Below are 23,012 nucleotides of genomic sequence, written 5' to 3' on the forward strand. Positions count from 1 at the left end.
CGCGCTTTGCAACGTCGCTCTGCGCGGTCAGGAGCCCCTGGCGGCGTTGGGGAAGAAAAGCTGCTGGCCGTCTATTCTGTAGGCGGCGATTGCCTGCTGCCCTTCCGGCGAGATCAGCCAGTCGACGAAGGCCTGGCCGAGATCGGCCTTCACATTGGGGTGCTTGGCCGGACTGACCAGCATGACGCCATACTGGTTGAACAGCCGCTTGTCGCCTTCCACCGCGATCTCGAGGTCGCCGCGGTTCTTGAAGGAAAGCCACGTGCCGCGATCGGACAGCACATAGGCGTTCATGGCGGCGGCGGTGTTGAGGGCAGCGCCCATGCCCTGGCCGATCTCGCGGTACCAGGGGCCCCTGGCGGCGTCGATGTCGATGCCGGCGTCCTTCCAGAGCTTTAGCTCGGCCGAGTGCGTGCCGGACTTGTCGCCGCGCGAGACGAAGGGCGCCTGCTTCTGCTCGATCGCCTTCAGCGCCGCGACGATGTCCTTGGTACCTGCCACGCCGGCCGGATCGCTCTTGGGGCCGACCAGCACGAAGTCGTTGTACATGACGTCGAAGCGTTTTACGCCATAACCCTCCTCCAGGAATTTTTCCTCCTGCGCCTTGGCGTGGACGAAGACGACGTCGGCATCGCCGCGCCGCGCGGTGTCCAGCGCCTGGCCGGTGCCTTGCGCCACGACCTTCACGTCGATGCCGGTCTTTTCCTTGAACAGCGGCAATATGTGCCCGAACAGGCCGGAATCCTGCGTGGACGTGGTGGAGGCGACGATGATGGAGCGCTCCTCGGCAAGCGTTGCGGCAGACCCCGCAGCGAGGAGGAACAGGGCGGGCAGGCAGAAAAGGAAGGCTCGGCGCAGCATCGGAAACTCCATTTTCAGCGGTTGAAGAAAAGGTCACAGAACGAGGTCGCCGCGCAGGAAGGCAGCGGCCTCCGGCGTCGACGGATTGTCGAGGAATTCCGCGGCCGCGCCCTGCTCGCACAGGCGGCCACGCACAAGAAAAAGCACCTCGCCGGCCAGACGGCGCACCTGGCCGAGATCGTGCGAGGCCATGACGATCTTGATGCCCGAGGCGGCGGCGGCCAGCACGATCTCTTCCACGCCGCGCGTGGCGGCGGGGTCTAGATTGGCGGTCGGCTCGTCGAGGAACAGCAGTTCGGGATCGCGCGCCAGCGCGCGGGCTAGCGCCAGCTTCTGCTGCTCGCCGCCCGACAACGAGCGCGCCGCGCGGTCCGCATGGCCGAGGAGACCGACACAGTCGAGCAGTTCATCCACCCGCCGGCTGCGCATGGCGCGCGGGCAGCCGGCCCGCGCCAGCGCATAGGCGACATTGCCGGCCACCGACCGGCGCAGCATGACCGGCCGCTGGAACAGGAAGGCGCGGCGCAGGGGGGGCGCCTCGCTGCGCCCGCCCCAGGTGACGGCGCCTTCGCTGGGCGGGACAAGGCCCATGCAGACGCGCAGCAGCGAACTCTTGCCCGCCCCGTTGGGGCCGATGACCAGCGTCGGCGAGCCGGGGCCGATCGAGAGGCTGATGCGGTCGAGGATCGTGGTTTCGCCTACGCGCAGCGACACGTTGTCGAGGGTCAGTGGCAGGTCGCTGAGGGAGGCCCGCATCACCCGCCCGCCCGCTGTTCGGACCACACGCGCACACCCCAGGCGGCGGCGTTGATAGCCAGGATGAGGCCGATGAGAATGAAGCCCAGCCCCATGGCGAGCGGCAGGTTGCCCTTGGAGGTCTCCAATGCGATCGCCGTGGTCATGGTGCGGGTGAAGCCGTCGATGTTGCCGCCCACGATCATCACCGTGCCGACCTCCGCCGCCGCGCGGCCGAAGCCGGCCAGAAGCGCCGTGAGCAGGCTGAAGCGGCTATCCCACAACAGCGTTGCGACGCGGCCGGCGGGGCCGACATCCATGGCGGTGAGCTCGTCGCGATATTCGCGCCACAGGTCCTCGATGGTCTGGCGCGCCAGCGCAGCGATGATGGGCAGCACCAGCAGCGCCTGGGCCACGACCATGGCGAGCGGCGTGAACAGGATGCCATAGACGCCGAGCGGCCCCGAACGCGACAGGAGCAGGTAGACGGCAAGCCCCACCACCACCGGCGGCAGGCCCATGAAGCCGTTGAGAAGAACGATGAGGGCGGTGCGCCCCGGAAAGCGCGTCAGCGCCAGCACAGCCCCGAGCGGGAGGCCGACGAGTGCGGCGATGGCTACGGCCGAGAGGCTGACGGCGAGCGACAGGCGGACGATTGCGAACAGCGTCGCATCACCGCTGACGATGAGCTGCCAGGCACCCAGACCATCCGGCATAGCCGCCTCCTTCTCCCATTCTGACAGCAACAATTCCGCAACTGTCAAATTATTGATCTAACGCAGGAATATGCATAGAAATGCAGGATGGAGTTCCTGACCACGGGCGAAGCGGCAGACTATCTGCGCATCGGCGAACGCAAGCTCTATGAGCTGGTCGCCGAGGGCGCCATTCCCTGCAGCAAGGTCACCGGCAAATGGCTGTTCCCGCGTCACGAGCTGGACCGCTGGGTGCTGTCAGGACTGATGCGCCCGGCAGGCATGACGGTCGCCGAGCCACCGCCCATCGTCGGAGGCAGCCAGGACGATCTGCTGGAATGGTGCCTGCGCCAGTCCGGCTCGGGACTGGCGACGCTGGCCGAAGGCACGGGAAGCGGCGTCGAGCGCCTGCTGCGCGGCGAGGCCATGGCCGCCGCGGTCCACTTCCATGACGGCGACGAAAGCGACGACCCCAATATCGCGGCCGTTCGCGCCATGCCGCGCCTGCACGACGCCGTGCTGGTGGGTTTTGCGCGGCGCGAGCAGGGCCTGCTGCTGCCGCCGGGCAACCCGAAGGGCTTGCAGTCGCTGGAAGATGTTCTTGGCTCCGGCGCAAAAATGGCGCTGCGGCAGAAGGGTGCCGGCGCGCATATGTTTCTGGAAGCACAACTGGCAAGGCTTGGCGCCAGCCCGGCGGAACTGAACCGGCTGGAGCGGCCCTGCCTGACCGGGCCGGACCTGGCCGTTGCCATCCGCACCGGCGCAGCCGATTGCGGCGTGGCCACCCGTGCCGCGGCTCGCGGCGCGGGTCTCGACTTCGTGCCGCTCGCCTGGGAGAATTTCGACCTGCTGATGCGCCAGCGCAGCTATTTCCAGCCGCCGTTCCAGGCCCTCACCGCCTTTCTCGCCAGCGATGGCCCTGCCCGCCGCGCCGCCGAGCTGACCGGCTACGACGTCTCGCCCGCGGGCCAGATCCGCTTTTCCAGCTGAACGCCGCCGCGAGTCTACTGGAACAGCTTCATCGCATCGAGCAGGGTTTGCGAGACGCCCCAAAGCAGGGGAATGCCGACGAACCCCCAGGCCAGCACGAGCTCCAGCGTGGTGGTGCCGCTTCGTTCGCTCTTGTCCATGGCGGCTCTCCTATTGCCGTTCCGCTGCCGTCTGCACCGGGCGCACTCCGTCCTTCATGTGGTAGCGGGCGTCTACCGCCTTGACGAGCAGGTTGCAGATGAAGCCGATGACCAGCAGCCCGGCCATGATGTACATGGTGACGTTGTAGGCTTCCGCCTTGGGCACGCCGTGGCTGATGTTGTATTCGCGGATGTAGTTGACCAGCACCGGGCCGAAGATGCCCGCCGCCGACCAGGCCGTCAGCAGCAAGCCGTGGATGGCGCCGACATAGCGCGTGCCGAACATGTCCTTCAGATAGGCTGGCACCGTGGAGAAGCCGCCGCCATACATGCTGATGATGATCAGGAAGCACAGCACGAAGCCCGCCACGCTGCCGACCCTTCCGGTGTAGGGCACGGTGCAGTAGAGGATAAAGCCCAGCACCATGAACACGAAATACGTGTTCTTGCGGCCGATATAGTCGGAAGTCGAGGCCCAGACGAAGCGGCCGCCCATGTTGAACAGGCTCATGAGGCCCACGAACCCCGCCGCCGCGACCGCGGTGACGCGGCCGGGAAACATCTCCTGGCTCATGGCCGATGCCTGCCCGAGCACGCCGATGCCGGCGGTGACGTTGAGACACAGGATCCACCAGATCAGCCAGAACTGCGGTGTCTTCAGCGCGTCATAGACATAGACGTCGCTTCTGGTGATGAGCTTGCCTTCTTCCGCCGGCGGCTCGTAGCCCACCGGGCTCCAGCCCGGCGGCGGCACCCGCACGATGGCCGCGCCGACCATCATGAAGATGAAATAGACGATGCCGAGCACGACGAAGGTTTCCATCACGCCGACATGGGTGGGCGTGGAAAACTCCCTCATCAGCCACACCGACAGCGGCGAGGCGATGAGCGCGCCGCCGCCGAACCCCATGATGGCCATGCCGGTCGCCATGCCGGGACGGTCGGGGAACCACCGGATCAGCGTGGAAACCGGGGAGATGTAGCCGATGCCCAGCGCGATGCCGCCCAGCACGCCGTAGCCGAGATAGATCACCCACAGCGCGTGGATATAGACGCCGAAGGCGGAGATGAGGAAACCGCCGGCCCAGCAGATGGCAGCGGTTGCCATGGCGCGGCGCGGGCCGCCCTCCTCCACCCAGCGGCCGAACACGGCCGACGAGACGCCGAGGAAGAAGATCGCCAGCGAAAAGATCCAACCGAGCTGCGTCAGCTTCCAGTCGCCCGGCGCCGACTCGGTGATGCCGATCAGCTTCGTCATCGGCAGGTTGAACACGCTGAAGGCATAGGCCTGGCCGATGCACAAATGCACGCACAAGGCCGCAGGCGGCACCATCCAGCGGCTGAAGCCGGGCTTGGCGATGGTGCGGGAGCGATGGAGCACCGAGTACAGAGAGGCTGAGCGCCCCTTGCTTGCAGCGTCGTTCATGTGGGTTGCCTCCGGTTCCCTCCGGGGCGCCGGCATGGCTGCCGGTTCGCTCGGAGAAGCTTCGCCGCGGGCGGGGCGGCAAAGGGAAGGCTGGCGCGAGGCGCTCGCGGGCCGCCGGCCAGGCGAAGGTTGGCCTGCCGACACTGCGCGGCATGCGGGCGGGAAGCCCAGTCACGGGCATTGTCGGCGCATTTCCGGCCGGGAACAATCGTTAATTGGTAGGAACGGGCCGGCACACGCGACAGGCCGATACCCTCGAAAAAAGAACGGACCGCCCGCGCCAAGCGGGGCGATCCGGTAGTGGAATGCACCCTTGCGGATGCATTCGGCGGCATGGCGGCTACATAGGCCGCCGCCGGGTTCAACTGGCGGGCTTGCCGCGCTGCGCGACGATGCTGAGCAGCGCCAGCAGGCCGGAGCCGATCATCAGGAAGACCGAGACCGCGTTGAGAACCGGGGTGGAGCCGACCTTGACCATGCGGTCATACATGGTGATGGTCAGCGGCGCGTCGGAGCCGACGAGCATCAGCGTGGTGTTGAAGTTCTCGAAGGAGACGAGAAACGCCACCACGAAGGCCGAGAACAATGCCGGCGCCAGATAGGGCAAGGTCACCGTGCGCAGCACCCGCACGCGCGATGCGCCGAGGTTCAGCGCCGCCTCCTCCAGCGCCACGTCGAACTTGCGCAGGCGTGCCGCGATCACCAGCGAGGTGATGGTGACGAGGAAGGAAAACTGGCCGAGCACGACGAGCAAGGTGCCGGGGCGCAGAAAATCCCATTCCAGGTTGAGCGTGTCTTCCACGCCGTTGGCGATCATGCTGGCGAAGACCAGGATGGAGATGCCCAGGATGACGCCGGGAATGACCAGCGGCACGATCATCAGCACATAGAGCACGCTCTTGCCGGGGAATTGCTTGCGCTCGAACAGGAAGGCATTGCAGGTGCCGACCACCACCGACAGCGCCGACACGATCACGCCGATATAGAACGAGTTGCGCAGGCCCTCCATGAGCCGCCGGTCGTGGAACATGCCAAGCTTGGGCTCGGTGGTGCCGAAGAACCAGTCCAGCGTGAAACCCTTCCACGGAAGCGCCGGAAACAGCGAATCGTTGAAGGCGAACATCGCCGCCGCCGTGAGCGGCGCCGCGAGGTAGAGGAAGAAGGCGAGCATGTACCCGCCATAGATCCAGCGCAGGACGTTTGACTGAGGTGCAGCAACGTTCATGGCGTTAGTCTTTCGCGACAGTGGAGGCCAGGCTCTGGCCGGTCAGACGCAGGCCAAGCCAGACGACGAAGGAGGTGAACGCCAGCAGCAGCACGCCGAAGGTCGCGCCCGATTCCCAGTTGTAGCGGGTCACGAACTGCTCGTAGATCTGTTCGGTGAACCACATGCTGTTCTTGCCGCCCAGCAGGATGGGCGTGAGGTAGCTGCCGGCCGTCAGCATGAAGACGATGATGCAGCCAGCCACGATGCCCGGCATCGCATAAGGCACGACGATGCGGCGGAACACGGTGAAGCGGCTGCCGCCCAGATTGTAGCCGGCCTCGAGCATGGAGTTGTCCATGCCGTCCAGCGTCGACACCAGCGGCACGATCATGAACAGGACGACCGTGTAAACCAGACCGACGACGACCGTGATGTCGTTGTAGAGCAGTTCCACCGGGCCGCCGATGAGACCGATATCCTGCAGGAAGCTGGAGATCAGCCCGGTCTCGCGCAGCAGCACGATCCAGCCGAACGCGCGCACCAGGTCGCTGACCCAGAGCGGGATGAGGCACATGAGAAACAGCGCCGCACGCGAACGCTGCTTGGCGATCTTGGCGATGTAGTAGGCGACCGGAAAGCCGACGAACAGCGCCAGGATCGTCACCAGGATCGACATCCAGGCAGTGCGCAGCAGCGTGTTCCAGTAGACGGGCTCGCCCAGGAAGTCGGCGTAGTTGGCGAAGCTGAAAGTGTACTGGCCCGGCCCCAGCTTCTCGCGCAGCGAGAGGTAGCCGATGCCGATCTGCGGCAGGATGATCAGCAGCGCCATCCACAGCGCGAACGGCATGAACAGAAGGATCAGGGACAGTTTGCCGGCGTCGGAGCGGGGCATGGTCTTATCCCGCCACGCTGAAGCACAGGCTGTGGTCCCGCCGCCAGGAAATGTCGGCCGTGTCGCCCGGCCTGATCGGCGAGGAGCCGTCCATGACCGCGTGACCCACTTCGATGAGGCTGCCGCCCGCGGTGCGCACCAGCACGCGGCTGTTGGCGCCGTTGAACAGCAGACTGTCGACCGTGCCGGACAGGCGATTGCCTTCCCTGCCCTCGCCGATCGAAATGGTTTCGGGGCGGACGAACACCTCGACCTTCGAGCCGGAGGCCACCTTGCCGTCGCCGGCCATGGCGATGACCTCGCCACCGGCATCAAGCTCGACCCGCGCCTCGCCGTTGGAAACGGCCGTCACGCGGCCCTGCCAGCGATTGCTGTCGCCGACGAAGCCGGCGACGAAACCGGACCCGGGGTTGTTATAGAGCTCCTGGGGCGAGCCGATCTGTTCGAAGCGCCCCGCATTCATGACCGCCACGTTGTCGGACATGACCAGCGCTTCCGACTGGTCGTGCGTGATGTAGAGGAAGGTGGTGTTGAACTGGTTCTGCAGGAGCTTCAGCTCAATCTTCATGCGCTCGCGCAGCTTCAGGTCGAGCGCGCCGAGCGGCTCGTCCAGCAACAGCACGTCGGGCTCCAGCACCATGCAGCGGGCGATCGCGATGCGCTGCCTCTGGCCGCCCGACAGTTGCGAGACCTGCTTTTCGGCGACCCCCGGCAGCCCGATGCGCTCCAGAACGGCCGCCACCTTGCGGCCGATATCGGCCTTGTTCTCGCCGCGGCAACGCAGGCCATAGGCGATGTTTTCGCCGACATTCATCATCGGGAACAGCGCCAGGTGCTGGAACACCATCTTGACGCTGCGCTTGTTGGGCGGCGTGGACAGAACCGAAGCGCCCTTGATGCGGATGTCGCCGCTGGTGGGCGTTTCGAACCCGGCGATCATGCGCATCAGGGTCGTCTTGCCACAACCGGAAGGACCAAGGATCGAAAAGAACGAACCGCGCGGGACGTCGAAGGAAACGTCGTTGACCGCGATATGCTGGCCGAACCGCTTGGTCAGGCTCTCGCATTGAAGATCGTGCATGGGGTGCTCGCCAATTGCCGGCTAAAAATTCCACAGCCCGCAGGGAGAAAATCATTCTCGCCTGCGGGCCATATCGGTGTCAGGTCGCTTAGTTGGAAGTAGCGGCCTTGATGCGCTCCAGCGCCTTGCCCTCGATATCCTCCAGCCCCGCCGGGATGTTGGCGAAGAACTTCAGGTTGGCGAGCGCCGCGTCGTCGAAGGCAACCTTCACGGCTTCCTTCTTGTCGTCGGGCAGCAGGTCGACGCCGCCCTTGACGGCCGAGATCGCGCCCGTCGAATCCGACATCAGCTTGACGATGTCGGGACGCATGACGAAGTTGATCCACTTGTAGGCGGCGTCATCGGCCTTGCCCTTGCGAGGGATGACGAAGGTGTCGATCCAGGCGAGAGCGCCGGTCTTGGGCGGAACGTAGACCAGGTTGCTGTTCTGGCCGTAGAGCTTGAAGGCGGTCGAGTCCCAGGCCTCGGAAGCAACCACTTCGCCCGAAAGCAGCAGCGTCGACAGGTCGTCACCGCCGTTCCAGTAGGTCTTCACGTTGCTCTTGCAGGAGATCATCTTTTCAGTGACCTCGTCGAGCATCGTCTGGTAGGCAGCCTTGTCGGCGTAGAGCGCGAACGGGTCCTTGCCGAGCGAGAAGGCCATGCCGAGCAGGACCGTGCGCTTCAGGCGCATCGAGGTGCGGCCCTTGTATGCAGGATCGCACAGATCGCCCCAGTCCTTGATGTTCGGCGCCTTGCTGACGTCGACGACCAGGCCGGAGGTGCCCCACTGATGCGGGACGGCATAGACGTTCCCATCGATGGTGGTGTTGGCCTTGACCGCTTCGAGCAGGTTTTCCTGCATGTCGGATGTGTTGACCTTCGACAGGTCGAGCGGCTTGTAGATGTCGTATTCCTGCTGCGCCGCGAAGATGCGGTCATGGCTGGGCTGGGCCAGGTCGAAACCGGCGCCGCCGGTGGCGCGCAGCTTGGCGATGATTTCCTCGTTGTTGGAAAGCGTCACCTCGACATTGACGTCGGGATATTCCTTCTCGAAGAGCTGGATGACGTTGTCCGGCGCATAGCCGCCCCAGGTCAGGATGCGGAGCGTTTCGGCGCTTGCGCCGTTCGAAACGGCCATGAGCGCGGTGGCGCCAACCAGCGCCGCGACCAGTTTTTTCAAAATCATTACTCTCTCCCGCCTTGATTTTGAGGCCGAGCGAAACGTCGGCCTGTCTCCCAGCGGCCACTATGCGAAAGGCCGCCGGGGGTTATAAGGTCCACTTTCAATCAAAGATGATGCCGCTTGGGGCTGCGTGTGACCTCAGATGCGAATCGAGACCGCCTTGGTCTTGCAGTAGCTGGTGACGGCTACTAGGCCCTTTTCCCTGCCGATGCCAGAGCGGCGGTTGCCACCGAACGGCGTCTCTATGCCGCCGGCAAAATACTCGTTCACATAGACCTGGCCTGCGTCGACATCGCGGGCGATGCGAAGCGCCCTGGTCAGGTCCCTGGTGAAGAGCCCCGCAGCGAGGGCGTAGTCGGTGCAATTGGCGGCCTCGACCGCCTCCTCCGCACTGTCCACGACCTGCACGGCCAGCACCGGCCCGAAGATTTCTTCCTGGACGACCGGGTCGTCCCACTTCACGTCGTCCAGCACTGTCGGCTCGAAGAACCAGCCCCTGCCGGTGGCCGGGTCCACGGCGACGTTGCCGCCCGTGGCGACGCTGATGCCCCGGGCCCTGGCTCCTTCAACATAGGAGGCCACCTTGGCCAGATGCTCGGCCGAATTGATGGCGCCGAAATTGACCCCTTCCGTCAACCCGTGGCCGATGCGCAGGGCGCGCGCCCGCGCGACCAGCTTTTCGATGAACTCGGCATGGATGGAGCGTTCGATGACGAGCCGCGAGCCGGCCGAGCAGATCTGCCCGGCATTCTCGAAGATCGCGCCGACGACATTGTCGAGCGCCAGCTCGATGTCGGCGTCGGCAAGCACGATGTTCGGCGACTTGCCGCCGAGCTCGAGCGTGACGGAGGCCACATTCTGCGCCGCCGACTTCATGACGTTGATGCCGGTGACGGTCGAGCCGGTGAATGTGACGTGGCGGATATCCGGATGCGAGACCAGCGGAGCGCCAGCCGCGATGCCGGTTCCGGTGACCACGTTGCAGACGCCGCGCGGCAGGCCGGCCTGGACCAGTATCTCGGCCAGAAGCAACGCCGTCATCGGCGTCTGCTCGGCGGGCTTCACCACGGCGGTGCAGCCGGCAGCCAAGGCCGGCGCGATCGAGCGGCACGCTGTCGACAGCGGATAGTTCCACGGCACGATATGGGCGGTGACGCCGATGGGCTCCTCGATCGAATAGGAGGTGTAGTCCTGCCCGAGCGGAAATGCCTTGCCCTCGTGCTTGTCGGCCGCGCCTGCGTAATATTCGAACGCACGCGCCGAGCCGCGCACGTCGCCGCGCGCTTCGCCAAGCGTCTTGCCGCTGTCCAGCACCTCGGCCATGGCGAGCCGCTCGGCGTTCTGGCGGAGAAGCTCCGCCGCCCGCATCAGAATGCGCCCGCGCTCGGCCGGCGTCGTCTTGCGCCACTCGCCGCGCTGCGCGCGCTTGGCCGAGGCGACCGCCTCGGCGACGTCCTCGGCGGTGCCCGCCGCGAAGCGGGCATGCGGCTCGGCGCGGCCGGGATCGAAGGTTTCCATCAGGTTCCCGGACTGCGGCTTGCGCCACTCGCCATCGATGAAATGCGCCGACGGCAGCGAATCGGAAAACGCAGCAGCACTCGTGGACACGTCGACCATCACTCAACCTCACTGATCTGGTAGCTGGACTTGGCAAGCCATTCGGGATCAATCTCCACTCCCCAGCCCGGCTCGTCCGAAACTGTGACCATGCCGTTTTCGACCGTATAGGGCGACTTGACAAATAGGCCCTCCTGCCACGGGTAGTAGTCCGGTCCCTCGATCGAGAATTCCAGATATTTGCCGGCACCCTCGATGGCGCGCAGCAGATGCATGGTGAACAACGTCACCAGGCCGAGATTGGCGCTGTGCGGCGTGATCGGCAGGCCGGCGGCGCGCGCCATGTTGCACACGCGCAAGGTGCGGCTGATACCGCCGAGATAGAGGATGTCGGGCTGAACGATGTCGACGGCGCGCATCTCGATCATGTGGCGCCAGGTCGGGATTTCGCAATCCTGCTCGCCGCCGGTGACCGCGATGTCGAGCGCGTCGGTGACCTGCTTGGTCTGCTCCAGCTCCCAGTAGAGGCACGGCTCCTCGAAATGCTCGATGCCGTTGTCCTTTAGCAGCTTGCCAACCTCGATGGCGCGCCTGGGCGAGAAGCCGCTGTTGGCGTCGACCAGAAGCGAGACCTCGTCGCCCAGCGCCTTGCGGATTGTGGGCACGATCTCTTCCGTGCGGCCCTCCCATTCGTCCACGTCGTGACCGTATTCGGCGGCGATGCGGAACTTGAAGGCGTCGAAGCCGAACTGGTCGCGCAGGCGCCTGAAGCGCTCGGCTTCGTCAGCCGGCGTAATATCGCGCTTCATGGAGGAGGCATAGGTGCGCAGCTTGCCCGGCGTGCCGCCGAGCAGGCTGACTACCGGCAGTCCGGCCACCTTGCCGCGCAGGTCCCAGATCGCGGTGTCGAGGCCGCCGAGCGCGCGTTTCATGTAGGAGCCGGGGAACTTGTGCTCGCGCTCGATCACCCTGTCGGTCAGCGCGTCGATATCGTCGAACTCGACGCCGAGCACGTAAGGCGCAACCTGGCGATGCAGCACGGCCGAGGTGATGTCGGAATTGTAGGTCGAGACCTGCCCGATGCCCTGGGCGCCATCTTCGGCCGTGATGCGGACGAAGCCGACAAACTGGTTTGCGAAGGTCTCTATGCGTTTGATCTTCAAGTCCGGAGGTCCTCGGAAAGCGAGCCAATGATAGGCGCTTGGACTAGGAGATCCCGCCATGCGCGGTAAGGTCCACTTTCGAAAAATCGGAAAGCCGGTTATCTCCTGCCTCGGTGAAATTTGCGGCTGCTGCCTGGGCCCGAAGTGAAAATCGCCGAGGCGGAGGCGCGCCTGTCGCCCGCGGCTTTCGGTCAGGCTCTTGAGGGAGACGGAATGGTAAAGAGGTCCTCAGGTGAATTGCTGTTTTCGATCGCCGTCGACCGTTCCCTGGACAAGTCCATCACCACGCAGGTCTACGGCGCGATACGCCAGTTGATCACCTCCGGCGACCTGCCGGCTGGCAGGCGGCTGCCCTCCAGCCGGACGCTGGCGAAGGAACTGGATATTTCGCGCACAACGGCAATGGCCGTGTTCGAGCGCCTGACCTCGGAAGGACTGATAGTCTCGCGCACCGGCTCGGGCTCCTATGTCTCGGACGTAGCGGAGACCACGAGGCCGAGCGAGCAGCTGGTGGTGCAGCAGCCCGGCGCGCCTGTCTCCACCAAGCTCGCCGACATAATCGCCGACGCCTCGCCGCGCTTCTTCCAGCGACTGTCACATCCGCGCACGCCGCGCGCCTTCGTGACCGGCCTGCCAGACTACGACGCCTTCCCGGTCGCCGTCTGGGCGCGCCTGACCGCCAAGCACTGGCGCGAGCCGCGCGACCAGATCATGGGCTATTCCGACGCCAACGGCCACCCGCGCCTTCGGCTGGTGATTGCCGAGCATCTGCGCTCCAATCGCGGCGTGTCCTGCGACCCTGAGCAGATATTCATCGTCAACGGCGCGCAGCAGGCCTTCGACCTGATCGGCCGCGTGCTGCTCAACCCCGGCGACCCGGTGTGGTTCGAGAACCCGGGCGCCATCGGCGCCCGCAACTGCCTGATCGCCTGCGGCGCGCGCATGGTGCCGGTGCCGGTGGACGCGGAAGGCATTTCCGTCGAGGCCGGGCTGCGCCTGGCACCGGACTTCCGGCTTGCCTTCGTCACCCCTTCGCACCAGCACCCGACCGGCGTGGAAATGAGCCTGGCACGGCGCGCGGAACTGCTGGCCGCCGCCAACCAGAACGACGCCTGGATCCTTGAAGACGATTATGACGGGGAGTTCCGTTACGACGGCCGGCCGCTGCCGACCCTGAAAAGCGGCGATACCGGCGAACGCGTCATCTATGTCGGAACCTTTTCCAAGACGATGTTTCCCGCGCTGCGCCTTGGCTTCTACATCGCGCCCAAGCCGCTGGTGCCGATCTTCCAGCGCATTTCAGGCGCGTTCCTGCAGGGCGTGCCGTCGAGCATCCAGGCGGTTCTGGCGGCCTTCATCGAGGAAGGCCATTTCGCCACGCATCTGCGCCGCATGCGCGAAATCTATGCCGAGCGCCACGCGGCCTTCCACGAGGCGGCCGAACGCCATCTGGGCGGGCTGCTGAACGTCACCCGCTCCGTCGCCGGGTTCCACGTGGTCGGCACATTCGCCTCGCCTGCCATGGACGAGGACCGGATCTCCGCCGACGCCGATGCCGCCGGCCTTTTCGTCTCGCCTATCGGCCGATTCTGCATCGACCGCTCGCAGGTCGAGCCCGGCCTCGTGCTGGGCGTGAGCGCCATAGACGAGCGCGCCATAGGCAAGGGCGTCGAGACGCTGGCCCGCGTGCTGGAAAAGCACCGCGGCTGAGCCGAGGCCGAGGTCAGGCCTGGCTAGCGATTGTCCTCCAGGATCATCGCCGCGCCCTTTTCCGCCACCATCATGGTCGGCGCATTGGTGTTGCCCGACGTGACATTGGGGAAGACCGAGGTGTCGACCACGCGCAGGCCCTGAATGCCATGCACGCGCAGCCGGGCGTCGACCACGTTGGTTCCGTCGTCGGGGCCCATTCGGCAGGTGCAGGATGCGTGGAAGACGCTGCCCGAACGGGCGCGGATGTCGGCGATGAGGTCGTCGTCGTTCTGCGTCTGCTTGCCCGGGCTCATCTCGTCGATGATGAGGGCGCGCATCGCCGGCTGCTCGGCAATGCGGCGTATGAGGCGCACGCCGGCCAGCATGTCCTCTATGTCGCCCGGCGTCGACAGGTAGTTCGGCTCGATGACCGGGGCCGCTTTGACATCGGGCGATCCGATGTTGATTGAACCGCGGCTGGTCGGCCGGCATGGCTGGATGCCGATGAAGAAGCCGGGGAACGGGTCAGGCATCGTCAGGCGCCGCACGCCGGGCGTCGGCTTGCTGTAGCTGACCGGCGAGAAATAGAGCTGCATGTCGACCCGGTCGAGGTCCGGGCTCGATTTGACGAAGCCGCCGGCCTGGTTGACGCTGAGCGAAAGCGGGCCGTCGCGGAACAGGACGTAGCGCGCCCCGAGCATTATCCGGCTCCACCAGGGCCGCAGCAGCGAATTGAGCGTCGGCTTGCGCGAACGATAAAGATAGTCGATGCCGAGATGGTCCTGCAGGTTCTGGCCGACCGCGGCCATGTCCTTCACCACCGTCTTGCCAACCTTCTGCAAGAGCGCGCCGGGGCCGACGCCCGAATGCTGGAGCAAGGTGGGCGAATGCACCGCACCGGCAGACAGGATCACCTCTCGCCCGGCACGCGCGGTGCGCTTTTGGCCACCGACTTCATATTCGATGCCGACCGCGCGCAAGCCTTCGAAAAGGACGCGGGTGGCGAAAGCACCGGTGACGACCGTCAGGTTGGGGCGCTTGGCCACAGGATGCAGGAACGCCGTGGCCGACGAGGCCCGAAAACCCTTGCTGGCGCTGATCTGATAGACCGAGATGCCTTCCTGGTACTCGCCGTTGTAGTCGGGCGTCCGGCTGAAGCCGGCCTGCTCGGCGGCCTGCAGCCAGTCCTTGCACAGCGGGTGGACGGAGGGCGCCATGTCGGTGACGTGGAGTTCGCCAGAACCGCCGCGCCATTCGTCGCCGCCGCGCTCGAATGTCTCCATCGACTTGAAATGGGGCAGGACGTCATCCCAGCCCCAGCCCGGATTGCCGGCCTTTTCCCAGTCGTCGAAATCGTTGCGCTGGCCGCGCACATAAACCATCGCGTTGATGGAAGACGAACCGCCCAGCACCTTGCCGCGCGGCCAGTAGCTGGTGCGCCCGGCCAGCGCTTCCTGCGGCCCGGTCTCGAATCGCCAGTTCACCTTCGGATTGTAGAAGCTGTGGCCATAGCCGATGGGCATGCGAATCATGAAGCGGCGGTCGCTGCCGCCGGCCTCCAGCAGCAGCACGCGAAACTTGCCCGACTTCGTCAGGCGATTGGCGAGCAGACAGCCGGCCGATCCGGCCCCGACAATGATGAAATCGAAATCAGCCACAGGTCTGCCCCTCCTTGCCAAGAGCCCGTGCTTCTACACCGGCGCGGCAGCCTGAAAAGGAGCCATTGCGACAAGACCTTAAAGCCACTGCAAATGAGCAGGCGAACCGCGTTCGGCCGGAGTGCCCGAGAGGCAACATGCAGAGCCCGCACAAGCGCCTCTTGGAAAATGAACCGCCGTCTCGCCGCCGGCCGCGCCGGACCGTCCTTCGCTCGGGCAAACGATACCTAGATAGCGGCTGGGTTTGCCTCTGGCAGCCCGGCAGGGATCAGCCTTTCCCACCTTGCGGCAAGGGCCCGGCCGCGCAGATCCGGCCAAGTCCATCGTACGGTTCGTATCCTCAGTGGCCCGCACCTTATGCCCTCTCGGGAAACTCGGACCAGTTTATGAGAGGCCAGATACTGCGTCATACCCGGATCGATCAACGCCGTGTCAGGCCTTGCCCATGGAACTGCATGGGGGTTTTCCGCATTTCTACATCTATATGGCGACCGAGAAAATGAAACCTGCGATTGCTATCCTGAGCGGCTTTATGGCCACGCTCCTGGCATTCGCCGGAGGCATCGCAATCGCCATTGTTTTCCTGACCGCCAAACCCGTTCCCGTTCAATTGCCGGACTCGCGTATGGCTTCGACGTGGACGCAAGAGGCCGTGAAGGTGAACAAGGCAGCCCAGGACTATGAGCGACTGCCGGCTCGCTTGGCGACCGGAGGCGATGCGGACAACAATGCCACCTCGGCTCGATCGATCGATACATTGACGACCGCAGCCACACGCGCCGAGCCCGAGGAAAAAGCGGCCGCCCCGGGCAACGCCGCTCACCTGGAATGGTGCGCGAGCCGATATCGCTCCTATAATCCGGACGACAACAGCTATAGAACCTATAGCGGCGTACAACGCGAATGCGTGTCGCCGTACTCCGACCTGGCAACGGCTGAAGGGTCGAGCAACAGTGATCCGGCTGATTACTCGATCTTGGTTTCCGAGGCCGGCTATGCTGACGACGCTGCGGCCGATACGGAGCACGTCCAATCTTGCTTCGCCCGTTATCGTTCCTATCGGCCGGAGGACAACTCGTATCAGCCCTACAGCGGCGGACCTCGCCGTCAGTGCGAGTAAAACCGCTGCTCTACGTCGAAAGCGTCGCCGCCTATTTCCGCTGGGTCTGATCGAGGACGCCGGCTGCATTGCAAGTGTCTGCGATAACAAGCTTGTAGCCGTAGTGGCTCCCGACGAAGCCCAAGCGCTCATAGAACCGATGGGCATCCGGCCGAGCTTTGTCGGTCGTGAGTTGCACAAGGTCACACCCTCGTTTTCTGCACTCGTTGATTGCCCATTCGAACATCTGCTGCCCGAGGCCCTCTCGACGATGAGAGGCAGATACCCTGACGCCCTCGATCTGTCCGCGCCACGCGCCCATTCGAGAAAGGCCCGGGATAAACGAGATTTGAAGCGTTCCGATGATCTTGCCCTCCAAAACCGCCACTGCCTGGATCTGGTTCGGATCGTCATCGATAGCGCAAAAGGCATCGACATAGCGGGGGCTCAACGGCTCGCTGGCGTCCTCCCGGCTTTTGCCCAACTCATCATCCGCCAGCAGGGCTACGATGTCAGGCAAGTCGGCGAGTTCAGCGCAGCGGAAGATAACAGCAGTCATCGCAGGGTCCTGAAAGGCTCACGAATTATCACACATGGCGCCATGCACAAAGAACGCCGCGCATGAAACGAAAACCCGGCCGGAGGCGGGTCCAACAGTTATAGCGCTTTGCAGTCCTCCGGCTTCTTTTACGCTCGATCACATCTGCAATCCGAGCGCCGAGTAGCCGACCGCTTGGCTCTTCTGCTTGCCATGCTACAGCTGTGTTTCCAATGCACTACGTCGAGCCGCGGATATACGGACTGCTTCGCTCGCCAACATATCGGACCAAGTGTCGGTTCACGGCCGCTCAAAGCTGCGCCAATCGCCGATGTCCGCTTCCGGGAATCGGCGGGGTCAAACCGAATTGACGTCGGGCGCGGAGCACAGCATGCCTGCTTACTGCCACATCACTTATTTTCGGTCGGCTGCATCGTCCACCGCTCGTCGTATATGCGCGCTCAGCAGGCGACAAGATCAGTGTGACCAAACCCCTTGGAGTAGTCGAGGACAGAGATGACTGTTGGCGTCACGCGGAAAATGCGGACCTGTTCAGCAGTCGGCATGGGCCCCGGCAGGGAGACTTGCTCCGGGTATTTCAATGGCAGCATCTGCAAGACCCTGTCTGCTTCAGCCCGATCCACCACTGCCTGAGCGCGGGCCGCCATGGAAAGTCCAGTGATTTCCATTATTTGCGCCGTATCGTGGTCGATGGTTAGGGACACGCGATCGTCTCTCGCCAGATTGGCCGCCTTCTGGCTATTCAGTCCGCAGAGGAAGTAAAGAGTGAGGCCTTCGCTTACATAACCGACGGTCGTGGCTTGCGGCCAACCGTCAGGCCTGAGTGTGGCAATCGTCATGATCCGGTGCTGAGACAACAACGCCAGGATCTTCTTTCTGAGCTGTTCGTCCATCGGATATCTCCACGATCATCGCAGTTTGATCATAACTGCCGCAGGTCGCTTGGCATTGATGCACCTCAAGCGAACGACGTCGCGCAACCAAGCATCAGACCCAACCTGAGCGCCTCTCCGAAAATCGGACAGTGACGGAAGCTAAGATGTGAAGTCCGCAGGTCTCCAAGGACGAGCAGCCAGCCCCTTCAGCACTGCGTCGGCGCTGGAGCGCAATCGCCCGCATCGGGGTCGACTGGATGACAGATCGACATGAAGGTGATGGCCTGCCTGGCTGCTTGTAACAACGAGGCCGTTTACTGACATCTCCCTATGATCATTACGAATGACATAGATCGATATATTCTATTTTTACAAATCTATATTAATCCCCACAAATCGCACCTTCTATTTTGCCGCTCACCGCCACTCACTGCTCGGCCGAAGCCCGAAGAACAAGGCCAGTCCAGAGGAATCCCAGATCATGCGTGACCTTCAACAGCCCGGCCGTTCCGCTGTCCGGGCCATGGACGGCCTGGTGGCAACGTCCCACCCGCTTTCCTCGCTGGCCGCCATCGATATGCTCCGCTCCGGCGGCAATGCCATGGATGCCGCCGTCTGCGCGGCCGCAGTGCAAGCCGTCGTGGAACCGCAGTCGACCGGCATCGGCGGCGACTGTTTCGTGCTCTTTGCGCCGAGCGGTAACGACAAGGTCATCGGCTTCAACGGTTCCGGCAGGTCGCCGGCCAGCGCGACGCTCGACTGGTACCTCGACAACGGTTTTTCGGAAATCCCCGACCTTGGCGCCCATGCGGTCACGGTCCCGGGCGCCATCGATGCCTGGTGCCGGCTACTGGAGGATCACGGGCGCAAAGGCATCGACGCGGCGTTGGCGCCGGCCATCCGCTATGCGGAGGAAGGCTATGTCATCCTGGATCGCGTCGCATTCGACTGGGACGACGCCGTGCCGAGGCTGAGATCCGATCCGACGGCCGCCCGCATCTTTCTGAAGAGCGGCGAGCCGCTACGGCCGGGTGACGTCCACCGTCAGCCTGAACTCGCCGCAACCATGCGCACCATCGCCGCCAAGGGCCGCGCCGGCTTCTACGAAGGCGAAGTTGCCGACGATCTCGTGCGTCGCCTGAATGAGCTTGGCGGCCACCACACGCTGGGCGATTTCGGCGCCACGACGGACTATGTCGAGCCGGTGAAGACGCATTATCGCGGCCTCGATATACATCAGATGCCCCCCAACAATCAGGGCCTGACCGCGCTTCTGATGCTCAACATATTGTCGGGCTTCGAGCTTTCCAAGCTCGACCCCAATGGCGCCGACCGGCTGCACCTGGAGATCGAGGCGGGGCGCCTCGCTTATCACGACCGGGACGCCTTCCTCGGCGATCCTGCGCTGGTGCACGTGCCCGTCGCCGAATTGCTTGCCCCTGCCTATGCCGCACGGCTCGCGACCTCGATCCAGGCGGACCGCGCGATGACGCACCTGCCCCGGGTCCGCCTGCCCGGAAGCGACACCGTCTATATCTCGGTTGTCGACCGCGACCGCAACGCCGTGAGCTTCATCAATTCCACATACGAATCCTTCGGCAGCGGCGTCGTCGGCCCGAAGTCGGGCGTCGTGCTTCAGAATCGCGGCCGCAGCTTCCGTCTCGTGCGCGACCATCCCAATGCGATCGCACCGGGCAAGCGCCCGATGCATACGATCATGCCCGGCATGGCGACAGCCAACGGGCGCGCGATCATGCCATTCGGCGTCATGGGCGGCTCCTACCAGCCTGTCGGCCATGTCCATGTGCTGAGCAACCTGCTCGATTTCGGCATGGACCCGCAGGAGGCCATCGACGCGCCGCGGGTATACCACAACGACGGAAAGGTGGCCGTTGAACGCAGTGTGCCGTCGGCAACCGTCGAAGGTCTTCGCCGTCTGGGCCATGACGTGATGCCGGCTGTCGAACCTCTCGGAGGCGGACAGTTGGTCTGGATCGATTGGGAGAACGGCACGCTCACCGGAGCATCGGATCCCCGCAAGGACGGTTGCGCGATCGGATATTGATTGCAACTTCTTTGCTGCTGCGTTGGGTGCCGTCGGGTGCGGCCAGCCATAACTCCGAGGGCCAGTGCCTTCGTCGGTTTCAACCGCAGAGAAATGCCGAAATTTATTGTATATTGACTCGTGTCCGGCGCACCGCGTCGTGCCAGCCCTGCAGCTTGACCGCGCGCGTCTGGTCATCCATTCGCGGTTGGAACCGCCGCTCCAAGGCCCAACTCTGGGCGAATTCTTCCTGCCCGGGCCATACGCCGGCCTGATGGCCGGCGAGCCATGCGGCGCCCAGGGCGGTCGTCTCCAGAACGATCGGCCGATCCACCGGCGCATCGAGGATGTCGGCCAGCCGCTGCATCGTCCAGTCCGAGGCGACCATGCCGCCGTCGACGCGAAGCACTGTGTCGCCGGTGTGGCTCCCCCAGTCCCTTCTCATCGCTGCAAGCAGGTCACTTGTCTGGAATGCCACCGATTCGAGAGCGGCGCGGGCAAACTCGGCGGGGCCCGTGTTGCGGGTCAGGCCGAAGATGGCCCCGCGCGCTTCGGCATCCCAGTACGGGGCACCCAGGCCGACGAAGGCAGGCACCAGATAGACATTCTGCTCCGGGTCCGCGCCGGCCGCCAGTTCGCCGCTCTGCTGCGCGCTGCCAATGAGTTTCATGCCATCCCGCAGCCACTGAACGGCAGCCCCGGCGATGAAGATCGATCCTTCGAGGGCATAGGTGGTCCGGCCGGCGATCCGGTAAGCCACCGTGGTCAAAAGGCGGTTGCTCGAACCCACCATGTCGGTGCCGGTGTTGAGGAGGGCGAAGCAGCCGGTTCCGTAAGTGGATTTCATCATGCCCGGCCGAAAGCAAGCCTGGCCGATCGTCGCGGCCTGCTGGTCGCCGGCCACGCCGCGGATGGCGATCGGCGCGCCGAAAACCGACGCGTCCGTGGTGCCAAAGTCGGCGCCGCAGTCCCTCACTTCGGGCAGAAGGTTGCGAGGAATGCCGAGTATCTCGAGAAGCTCGGAATCCCATTCCTGCGTCGCGATATTGAAGACGAGGGTACGCGAAGCGTTGGTCGCGTCGGTGGCGTGCACCCTGCCACCCGTGAGCCGCCAGATGAGATAGGTGTCGATCGTGCCGGCGAGCAATTCGCCGCGTTCGGCCCTGCCCCGCACGCCGGCAATATTGTCGAGCAGCCAGGCGATCTTGGTTCCGGAGAAATATGGGTCCAGCAGAAGCCCGGTCCGCGCCCTGAACAGTTCCTCCAGCCCCTCGCCGCTCAGGCGCGCGCAGAGCGGCTCGGTTCGGCGATCCTGCCAGACGATCGCGTTGTGGATCGGTCGCCCGGTGGATTTTTCCCAAATCACCACGGTTTCGCGCTGGTTGGTGATACCGAGCGCGGCAACGTCGCGCGGCTCCAGTCCGGCCTTGGCGATGGCCTCCCTGCCTGTAGAGACCACCGCGTTCCAGATTTCCTCCGGGCTGTGCTCGACCCATCCAGAGGCCGGATAGAGTTGTCGCAACTCCATCTGGCTGATGGCGACCGACCTGAGCGACCCGTCGAAGATGATCGAGCGGGAGGATGTGGTGCCCTGATCAATGGCGAGGATGTGAGAGCCCATGTTTTCCCTGCTTGCTTCGTTCCCGGTCGATGATCGCGCTGCCACATACAAGGTGGGGATGCGGCTGCAAGCGAGTTCAATGGGTGCAGCGGCCGGTCGTCAGGCCCAGCCGGAGATCGACTTGACCTCCAGGAACTCCTCGATGCCCCAGCGGCCGCCCTCGCGGGCGCGGCCCGAGGCCTTGACGCCGCCGAAAGGCGAGCCGGCGCCGCGCGGCTGCCCGTTCATTTCGACCATTCCGGAGCGTAGCCGGCGCGCCAGCCGGTTGCGGCGCTCGCCGTCCTGGCTCTGCACATAATTCGTCAGGCCGTAGGGCGTGTCGTTGGCGATCTCAACGGCATGGTCCTCCGTTTCGAACGGGATGATCGAGAGTACCGGTCCGAAGATTTCCTCGCGGGCGATGGTCATCTCGTTCGACACGTCAGCGAAGACCGTCGGCTGGACGAAATAGCCGCGGTTGAGACCCTGCGGGCGTCCAACGCCTCCGGCAACCAGCCGTGCGCCTTCCTTGATGCCGCTCTCGATCAGGCCCTGGATTCGTTCATATTGCTTGCCGGAAACGACCGGCCCGATATGCGACCCGGCTTCGCTTGCCGGGCCGACGCGGATCGATTCCGCTACCTGCCGGGCCGTCTCGACCGCGCGGTCATAGACGGAGCGCTCGACCAGCATGCGCGTCGGCGCGTTGCAGCTCTGGCCGCTGTTGTTGAAGCACTGGCGCACGCCGCGCTCCACCGCCTGGTCATCGGCGTCGGCGAAGATCAGGTTGGCGCCCTTGCCGCCGAGTTCGAGAGCGACGCGCTTCAACGTGTCGGCGGCACTCTTGCTGACGGCGATTCCTGCGCGCGTAGAGCCGGTAAAGCTGATCATGTCGACGTCGGGATGCGCGACCAGACGCGATCCGGCGCCAAGTCCATCGCCATTGATCAGGTTGAACACACCGGCCGGCACGCCGGCCGCGTCGATGATCTCGGCAAATACGATGGCCGAGAGAGGCGACAGCTCGGACGGCTTCAGCACGACGGTGCAGCCGGCCAGCATCGCCGCGACCACCTTTAGGGCGATTTGGCTGATCGGCCAGTTCCACGGCGTGATCAGGCCCGCCACCCCGATCGGCTCCATGATGATGCGATCGTTTGGCGCGTGCGAACCCAACGGCTGAACGAAATGGAAGTCGCGCATCGCCGCGAGGAAGTTCGCCATGTGGCGCGGGCCGGCTGCGGCCTGGGCATTGCGGGCGAGATCGATCGGGGCACCCATTTCTTGCGAGATCGCCCGCGCCATATCGTCCATTCGCTCGAGGTGGATCTCGCGAATGCGCTCGACGAAGGCGATGCGCGTTGCGGGATCGGTCGTCGACCACGACGGGAAAGCCGCCCTGGCGGCTGCGATCGCAGCGTCCGTATCCTGATCATCAGCGAGTGCAACGACGCCGAACGGCTCCTCGGTCGAGGCGTCGATCAGGATCTGCTCGGCTGTCGAGCGCGCGGCCTGCCAGCGGCCGTCGATGTAGAACTGACGCAATTCGATCATGCACGTATTCCTTATGTCG

20 protein-coding genes are annotated in these 23,012 nt (G+C 64.5%); 4 read left to right on the forward strand and 16 right to left on the reverse strand.

What is annotated here, in order from left to right; genetic code table 11:
* Positions 1-27 precede the first annotated feature (27 nt).
* From AC3A4H_RS05580 to AC3A4H_RS05590, 3 genes are read right to left on the reverse strand one after another with little or no spacing between them, the layout of a single operon-like run.
* Positions 28-861, reverse strand: coding sequence for an ABC transporter substrate-binding protein (locus tag AC3A4H_RS05580; protein WP_487765780.1), 834 nt, complete (start codon positions 859-861; stop codon positions 28-30).
* A gap of 33 nt (positions 862-894) precedes the next feature.
* Positions 895-1,617 carry an energy-coupling factor ABC transporter ATP-binding protein gene (locus tag AC3A4H_RS05585; RefSeq protein WP_487765781.1) on the reverse strand — a complete coding sequence of 241 codons (723 nt, stop codon included), beginning with the start codon at positions 1,615-1,617 and terminating at the stop codon, positions 895-897.
* Positions 1,617-2,312, reverse strand: a complete 696-nt coding sequence (locus AC3A4H_RS05590) for an ABC transporter permease (protein ID WP_487765782.1) — start codon at positions 2,310-2,312, stop codon at positions 1,617-1,619. The genes AC3A4H_RS05585 and AC3A4H_RS05590 overlap by 1 nt, the downstream gene beginning before the upstream one ends.
* An 87-nt stretch (positions 2,313-2,399) precedes the next feature.
* Here AC3A4H_RS05590 and AC3A4H_RS05595 point away from each other — a divergent pair, with 87 nt between their 5' ends.
* Positions 2,400-3,281, forward strand: coding sequence for a substrate-binding domain-containing protein (locus AC3A4H_RS05595; protein WP_487765783.1), 882 nt, complete (start codon positions 2,400-2,402; stop codon positions 3,279-3,281).
* A 14-nt stretch (positions 3,282-3,295) separates the two neighbouring features.
* Here AC3A4H_RS05595 and AC3A4H_RS05600 read toward each other — a convergent pair whose 3' ends face one another.
* The 8 genes from AC3A4H_RS05600 to AC3A4H_RS05635 all read right to left on the reverse strand — a co-directional run bounded on the left by AC3A4H_RS05600 (position 3,296) and on the right by AC3A4H_RS05635 (position 11,912).
* A complete protein-coding gene (locus AC3A4H_RS05600) occupies positions 3,296-3,421 on the reverse strand; it encodes an MFS transporter small subunit (RefSeq protein WP_487765784.1) in 126 nt (41 codons plus the stop codon).
* 10 nt (positions 3,422-3,431) lie between these two features.
* Positions 3,432-4,847, reverse strand: a complete 1,416-nt coding sequence (locus AC3A4H_RS05605; protein WP_487765785.1) for an L-lactate MFS transporter — start codon at positions 4,845-4,847, stop codon at positions 3,432-3,434.
* Positions 4,848-5,208: 361 nt separating this feature from the next.
* Entirely contained in the window at positions 5,209-6,072 is an 864-nt protein-coding gene (locus AC3A4H_RS05610) for an ABC transporter permease (RefSeq protein ID WP_487765786.1), read from the reverse strand.
* Positions 6,073-6,076: 4 nt separating this feature from the next.
* Positions 6,077-6,946 carry an ABC transporter permease gene (locus tag AC3A4H_RS05615; RefSeq protein ID WP_487765787.1) on the reverse strand — a complete coding sequence of 290 codons (870 nt, stop codon included), beginning with the start codon at positions 6,944-6,946 and terminating at the stop codon, positions 6,077-6,079.
* A 4-nt stretch (positions 6,947-6,950) separates the two neighbouring features.
* On the reverse strand, positions 6,951-8,027 hold the full coding sequence (locus tag AC3A4H_RS05620) for an ABC transporter ATP-binding protein (protein ID WP_487765788.1): 1,077 nt from the start codon (positions 8,025-8,027) through the stop codon (positions 6,951-6,953).
* A gap of 88 nt (positions 8,028-8,115) precedes the next feature.
* Positions 8,116-9,195 (reverse strand): extracellular solute-binding protein, encoded by a 1,080-nt coding sequence (locus AC3A4H_RS05625; protein WP_487765789.1) that lies wholly within the window; start codon positions 9,193-9,195, stop codon positions 8,116-8,118.
* A gap of 135 nt (positions 9,196-9,330) precedes the next feature.
* A complete protein-coding gene (locus AC3A4H_RS05630) occupies positions 9,331-10,809 on the reverse strand; it encodes an aldehyde dehydrogenase family protein (protein ID WP_487765790.1) in 1,479 nt (492 codons plus the stop codon).
* On the reverse strand, positions 10,809-11,912 hold the full coding sequence (locus AC3A4H_RS05635) for a mandelate racemase/muconate lactonizing enzyme family protein (protein WP_487765791.1): 1,104 nt from the start codon (positions 11,910-11,912) through the stop codon (positions 10,809-10,811). The genes AC3A4H_RS05630 and AC3A4H_RS05635 overlap by 1 nt, the downstream gene beginning before the upstream one ends.
* 213 nt (positions 11,913-12,125) lie before the next feature.
* Here AC3A4H_RS05635 and pdxR point away from each other — a divergent pair, with 213 nt between their 5' ends.
* A complete protein-coding gene (gene pdxR, locus AC3A4H_RS05640; RefSeq protein WP_487765792.1) occupies positions 12,126-13,622 on the forward strand; it encodes a MocR-like pyridoxine biosynthesis transcription factor PdxR in 1,497 nt (498 codons plus the stop codon).
* A 23-nt stretch (positions 13,623-13,645) separates the two neighbouring features.
* On the opposite strand, the gene AC3A4H_RS05645 is transcribed toward pdxR, so the two are convergent.
* Positions 13,646-15,262, reverse strand: a complete 1,617-nt coding sequence (locus tag AC3A4H_RS05645; RefSeq protein ID WP_487765793.1) for a GMC family oxidoreductase — start codon at positions 15,260-15,262, stop codon at positions 13,646-13,648.
* A gap of 445 nt (positions 15,263-15,707) precedes the next feature.
* Between AC3A4H_RS05645 and AC3A4H_RS05650 the strand changes: the two genes are divergently transcribed.
* A complete protein-coding gene (locus AC3A4H_RS05650; protein WP_487765794.1) occupies positions 15,708-16,382 on the forward strand; it encodes a BA14K family protein in 675 nt (224 codons plus the stop codon).
* A gap of 31 nt (positions 16,383-16,413) precedes the next feature.
* Here AC3A4H_RS05650 and AC3A4H_RS05655 read toward each other — a convergent pair whose 3' ends face one another.
* Positions 16,414-16,920 (reverse strand): N-acetyltransferase family protein, encoded by a 507-nt coding sequence (locus AC3A4H_RS05655; protein ID WP_487765795.1) that lies wholly within the window; start codon positions 16,918-16,920, stop codon positions 16,414-16,416.
* Between the two features lie 440 nt (positions 16,921-17,360).
* Positions 17,361-17,813: a pyridoxamine 5'-phosphate oxidase family protein gene (locus AC3A4H_RS05660; protein WP_487765796.1), complete on the reverse strand. Its 453-nt coding sequence runs from the start codon at positions 17,811-17,813 to the stop codon at positions 17,361-17,363.
* A gap of 463 nt (positions 17,814-18,276) precedes the next feature.
* Between AC3A4H_RS05660 and ggt the strand changes: the two genes are divergently transcribed.
* Entirely contained in the window at positions 18,277-19,860 is a 1,584-nt protein-coding gene (gene ggt / locus AC3A4H_RS05665; protein ID WP_487765797.1) for a gamma-glutamyltransferase, read from the forward strand.
* Between the two features lie 103 nt (positions 19,861-19,963).
* Here ggt and glpK read toward each other — a convergent pair whose 3' ends face one another.
* The gene (gene glpK / locus AC3A4H_RS05670) at positions 19,964-21,460 is read right to left on the reverse strand and encodes a glycerol kinase GlpK (RefSeq protein WP_487765798.1); all 1,497 of its coding nucleotides are present in this window, start codon (positions 21,458-21,460) and stop codon (positions 19,964-19,966) included.
* A gap of 99 nt (positions 21,461-21,559) precedes the next feature.
* On the reverse strand, positions 21,560-22,993 hold the full coding sequence (locus AC3A4H_RS05675) for an aldehyde dehydrogenase family protein (RefSeq protein ID WP_487765799.1): 1,434 nt from the start codon (positions 22,991-22,993) through the stop codon (positions 21,560-21,562).
* Between the last annotated feature and the right edge of the window lie 19 nt (positions 22,994-23,012).

This window comes from Pseudaminobacter sp. Soil_N_29 (assembly GCF_057656055.1).

Excerpts from the sequence above, each read along its gene's own strand:
- AC3A4H_RS05580 (WP_487765780.1), bottom strand. The coding sequence starts at position 861 with ATGCTGCGCCGAGCCTTCCTTTTCTGCCTGCCCGCCCTGTTCCTCCTC.
- AC3A4H_RS05585 (WP_487765781.1), bottom strand. The coding sequence starts at position 1,617 with ATGCGGGCCTCCCTCAGCGACCTGCCACTGACCCTCGACAACGTGTCG.
- AC3A4H_RS05590 (WP_487765782.1), bottom strand. The coding sequence starts at position 2,312 with ATGCCGGATGGTCTGGGTGCCTGGCAGCTCATCGTCAGCGGTGATGCG.
- AC3A4H_RS05595 (WP_487765783.1), top strand. The coding sequence starts at position 2,400 with ATGGAGTTCCTGACCACGGGCGAAGCGGCAGACTATCTGCGCATCGGC.
- AC3A4H_RS05600 (WP_487765784.1), bottom strand. The coding sequence starts at position 3,421 with ATGGACAAGAGCGAACGAAGCGGCACCACCACGCTGGAGCTCGTGCTG.
- AC3A4H_RS05605 (WP_487765785.1), bottom strand. The coding sequence starts at position 4,847 with ATGAACGACGCTGCAAGCAAGGGGCGCTCAGCCTCTCTGTACTCGGTG.
- AC3A4H_RS05610 (WP_487765786.1), bottom strand. The coding sequence starts at position 6,072 with ATGAACGTTGCTGCACCTCAGTCAAACGTCCTGCGCTGGATCTATGGC.
- AC3A4H_RS05615 (WP_487765787.1), bottom strand. The coding sequence starts at position 6,946 with ATGCCCCGCTCCGACGCCGGCAAACTGTCCCTGATCCTTCTGTTCATG.
- AC3A4H_RS05620 (WP_487765788.1), bottom strand. The coding sequence starts at position 8,027 with ATGCACGATCTTCAATGCGAGAGCCTGACCAAGCGGTTCGGCCAGCAT.
- AC3A4H_RS05625 (WP_487765789.1), bottom strand. The coding sequence starts at position 9,195 with ATGATTTTGAAAAAACTGGTCGCGGCGCTGGTTGGCGCCACCGCGCTC.
- AC3A4H_RS05630 (WP_487765790.1), bottom strand. The coding sequence starts at position 10,809 with ATGGTCGACGTGTCCACGAGTGCTGCTGCGTTTTCCGATTCGCTGCCG.
- pdxR (WP_487765792.1), top strand. The coding sequence starts at position 12,126 with ATGGTAAAGAGGTCCTCAGGTGAATTGCTGTTTTCGATCGCCGTCGAC.
- AC3A4H_RS05650 (WP_487765794.1), top strand. The coding sequence starts at position 15,708 with ATGGAACTGCATGGGGGTTTTCCGCATTTCTACATCTATATGGCGACC.
- AC3A4H_RS05655 (WP_487765795.1), bottom strand. The coding sequence starts at position 16,920 with ATGACTGCTGTTATCTTCCGCTGCGCTGAACTCGCCGACTTGCCTGAC.
- AC3A4H_RS05660 (WP_487765796.1), bottom strand. The coding sequence starts at position 17,813 with ATGGACGAACAGCTCAGAAAGAAGATCCTGGCGTTGTTGTCTCAGCAC.
- ggt (WP_487765797.1), top strand. The coding sequence starts at position 18,277 with ATGCGTGACCTTCAACAGCCCGGCCGTTCCGCTGTCCGGGCCATGGAC.
- glpK (WP_487765798.1), bottom strand. The coding sequence starts at position 21,460 with ATGGGCTCTCACATCCTCGCCATTGATCAGGGCACCACATCCTCCCGC.
- AC3A4H_RS05675 (WP_487765799.1), bottom strand. The coding sequence starts at position 22,993 with ATGATCGAATTGCGTCAGTTCTACATCGACGGCCGCTGGCAGGCCGCG.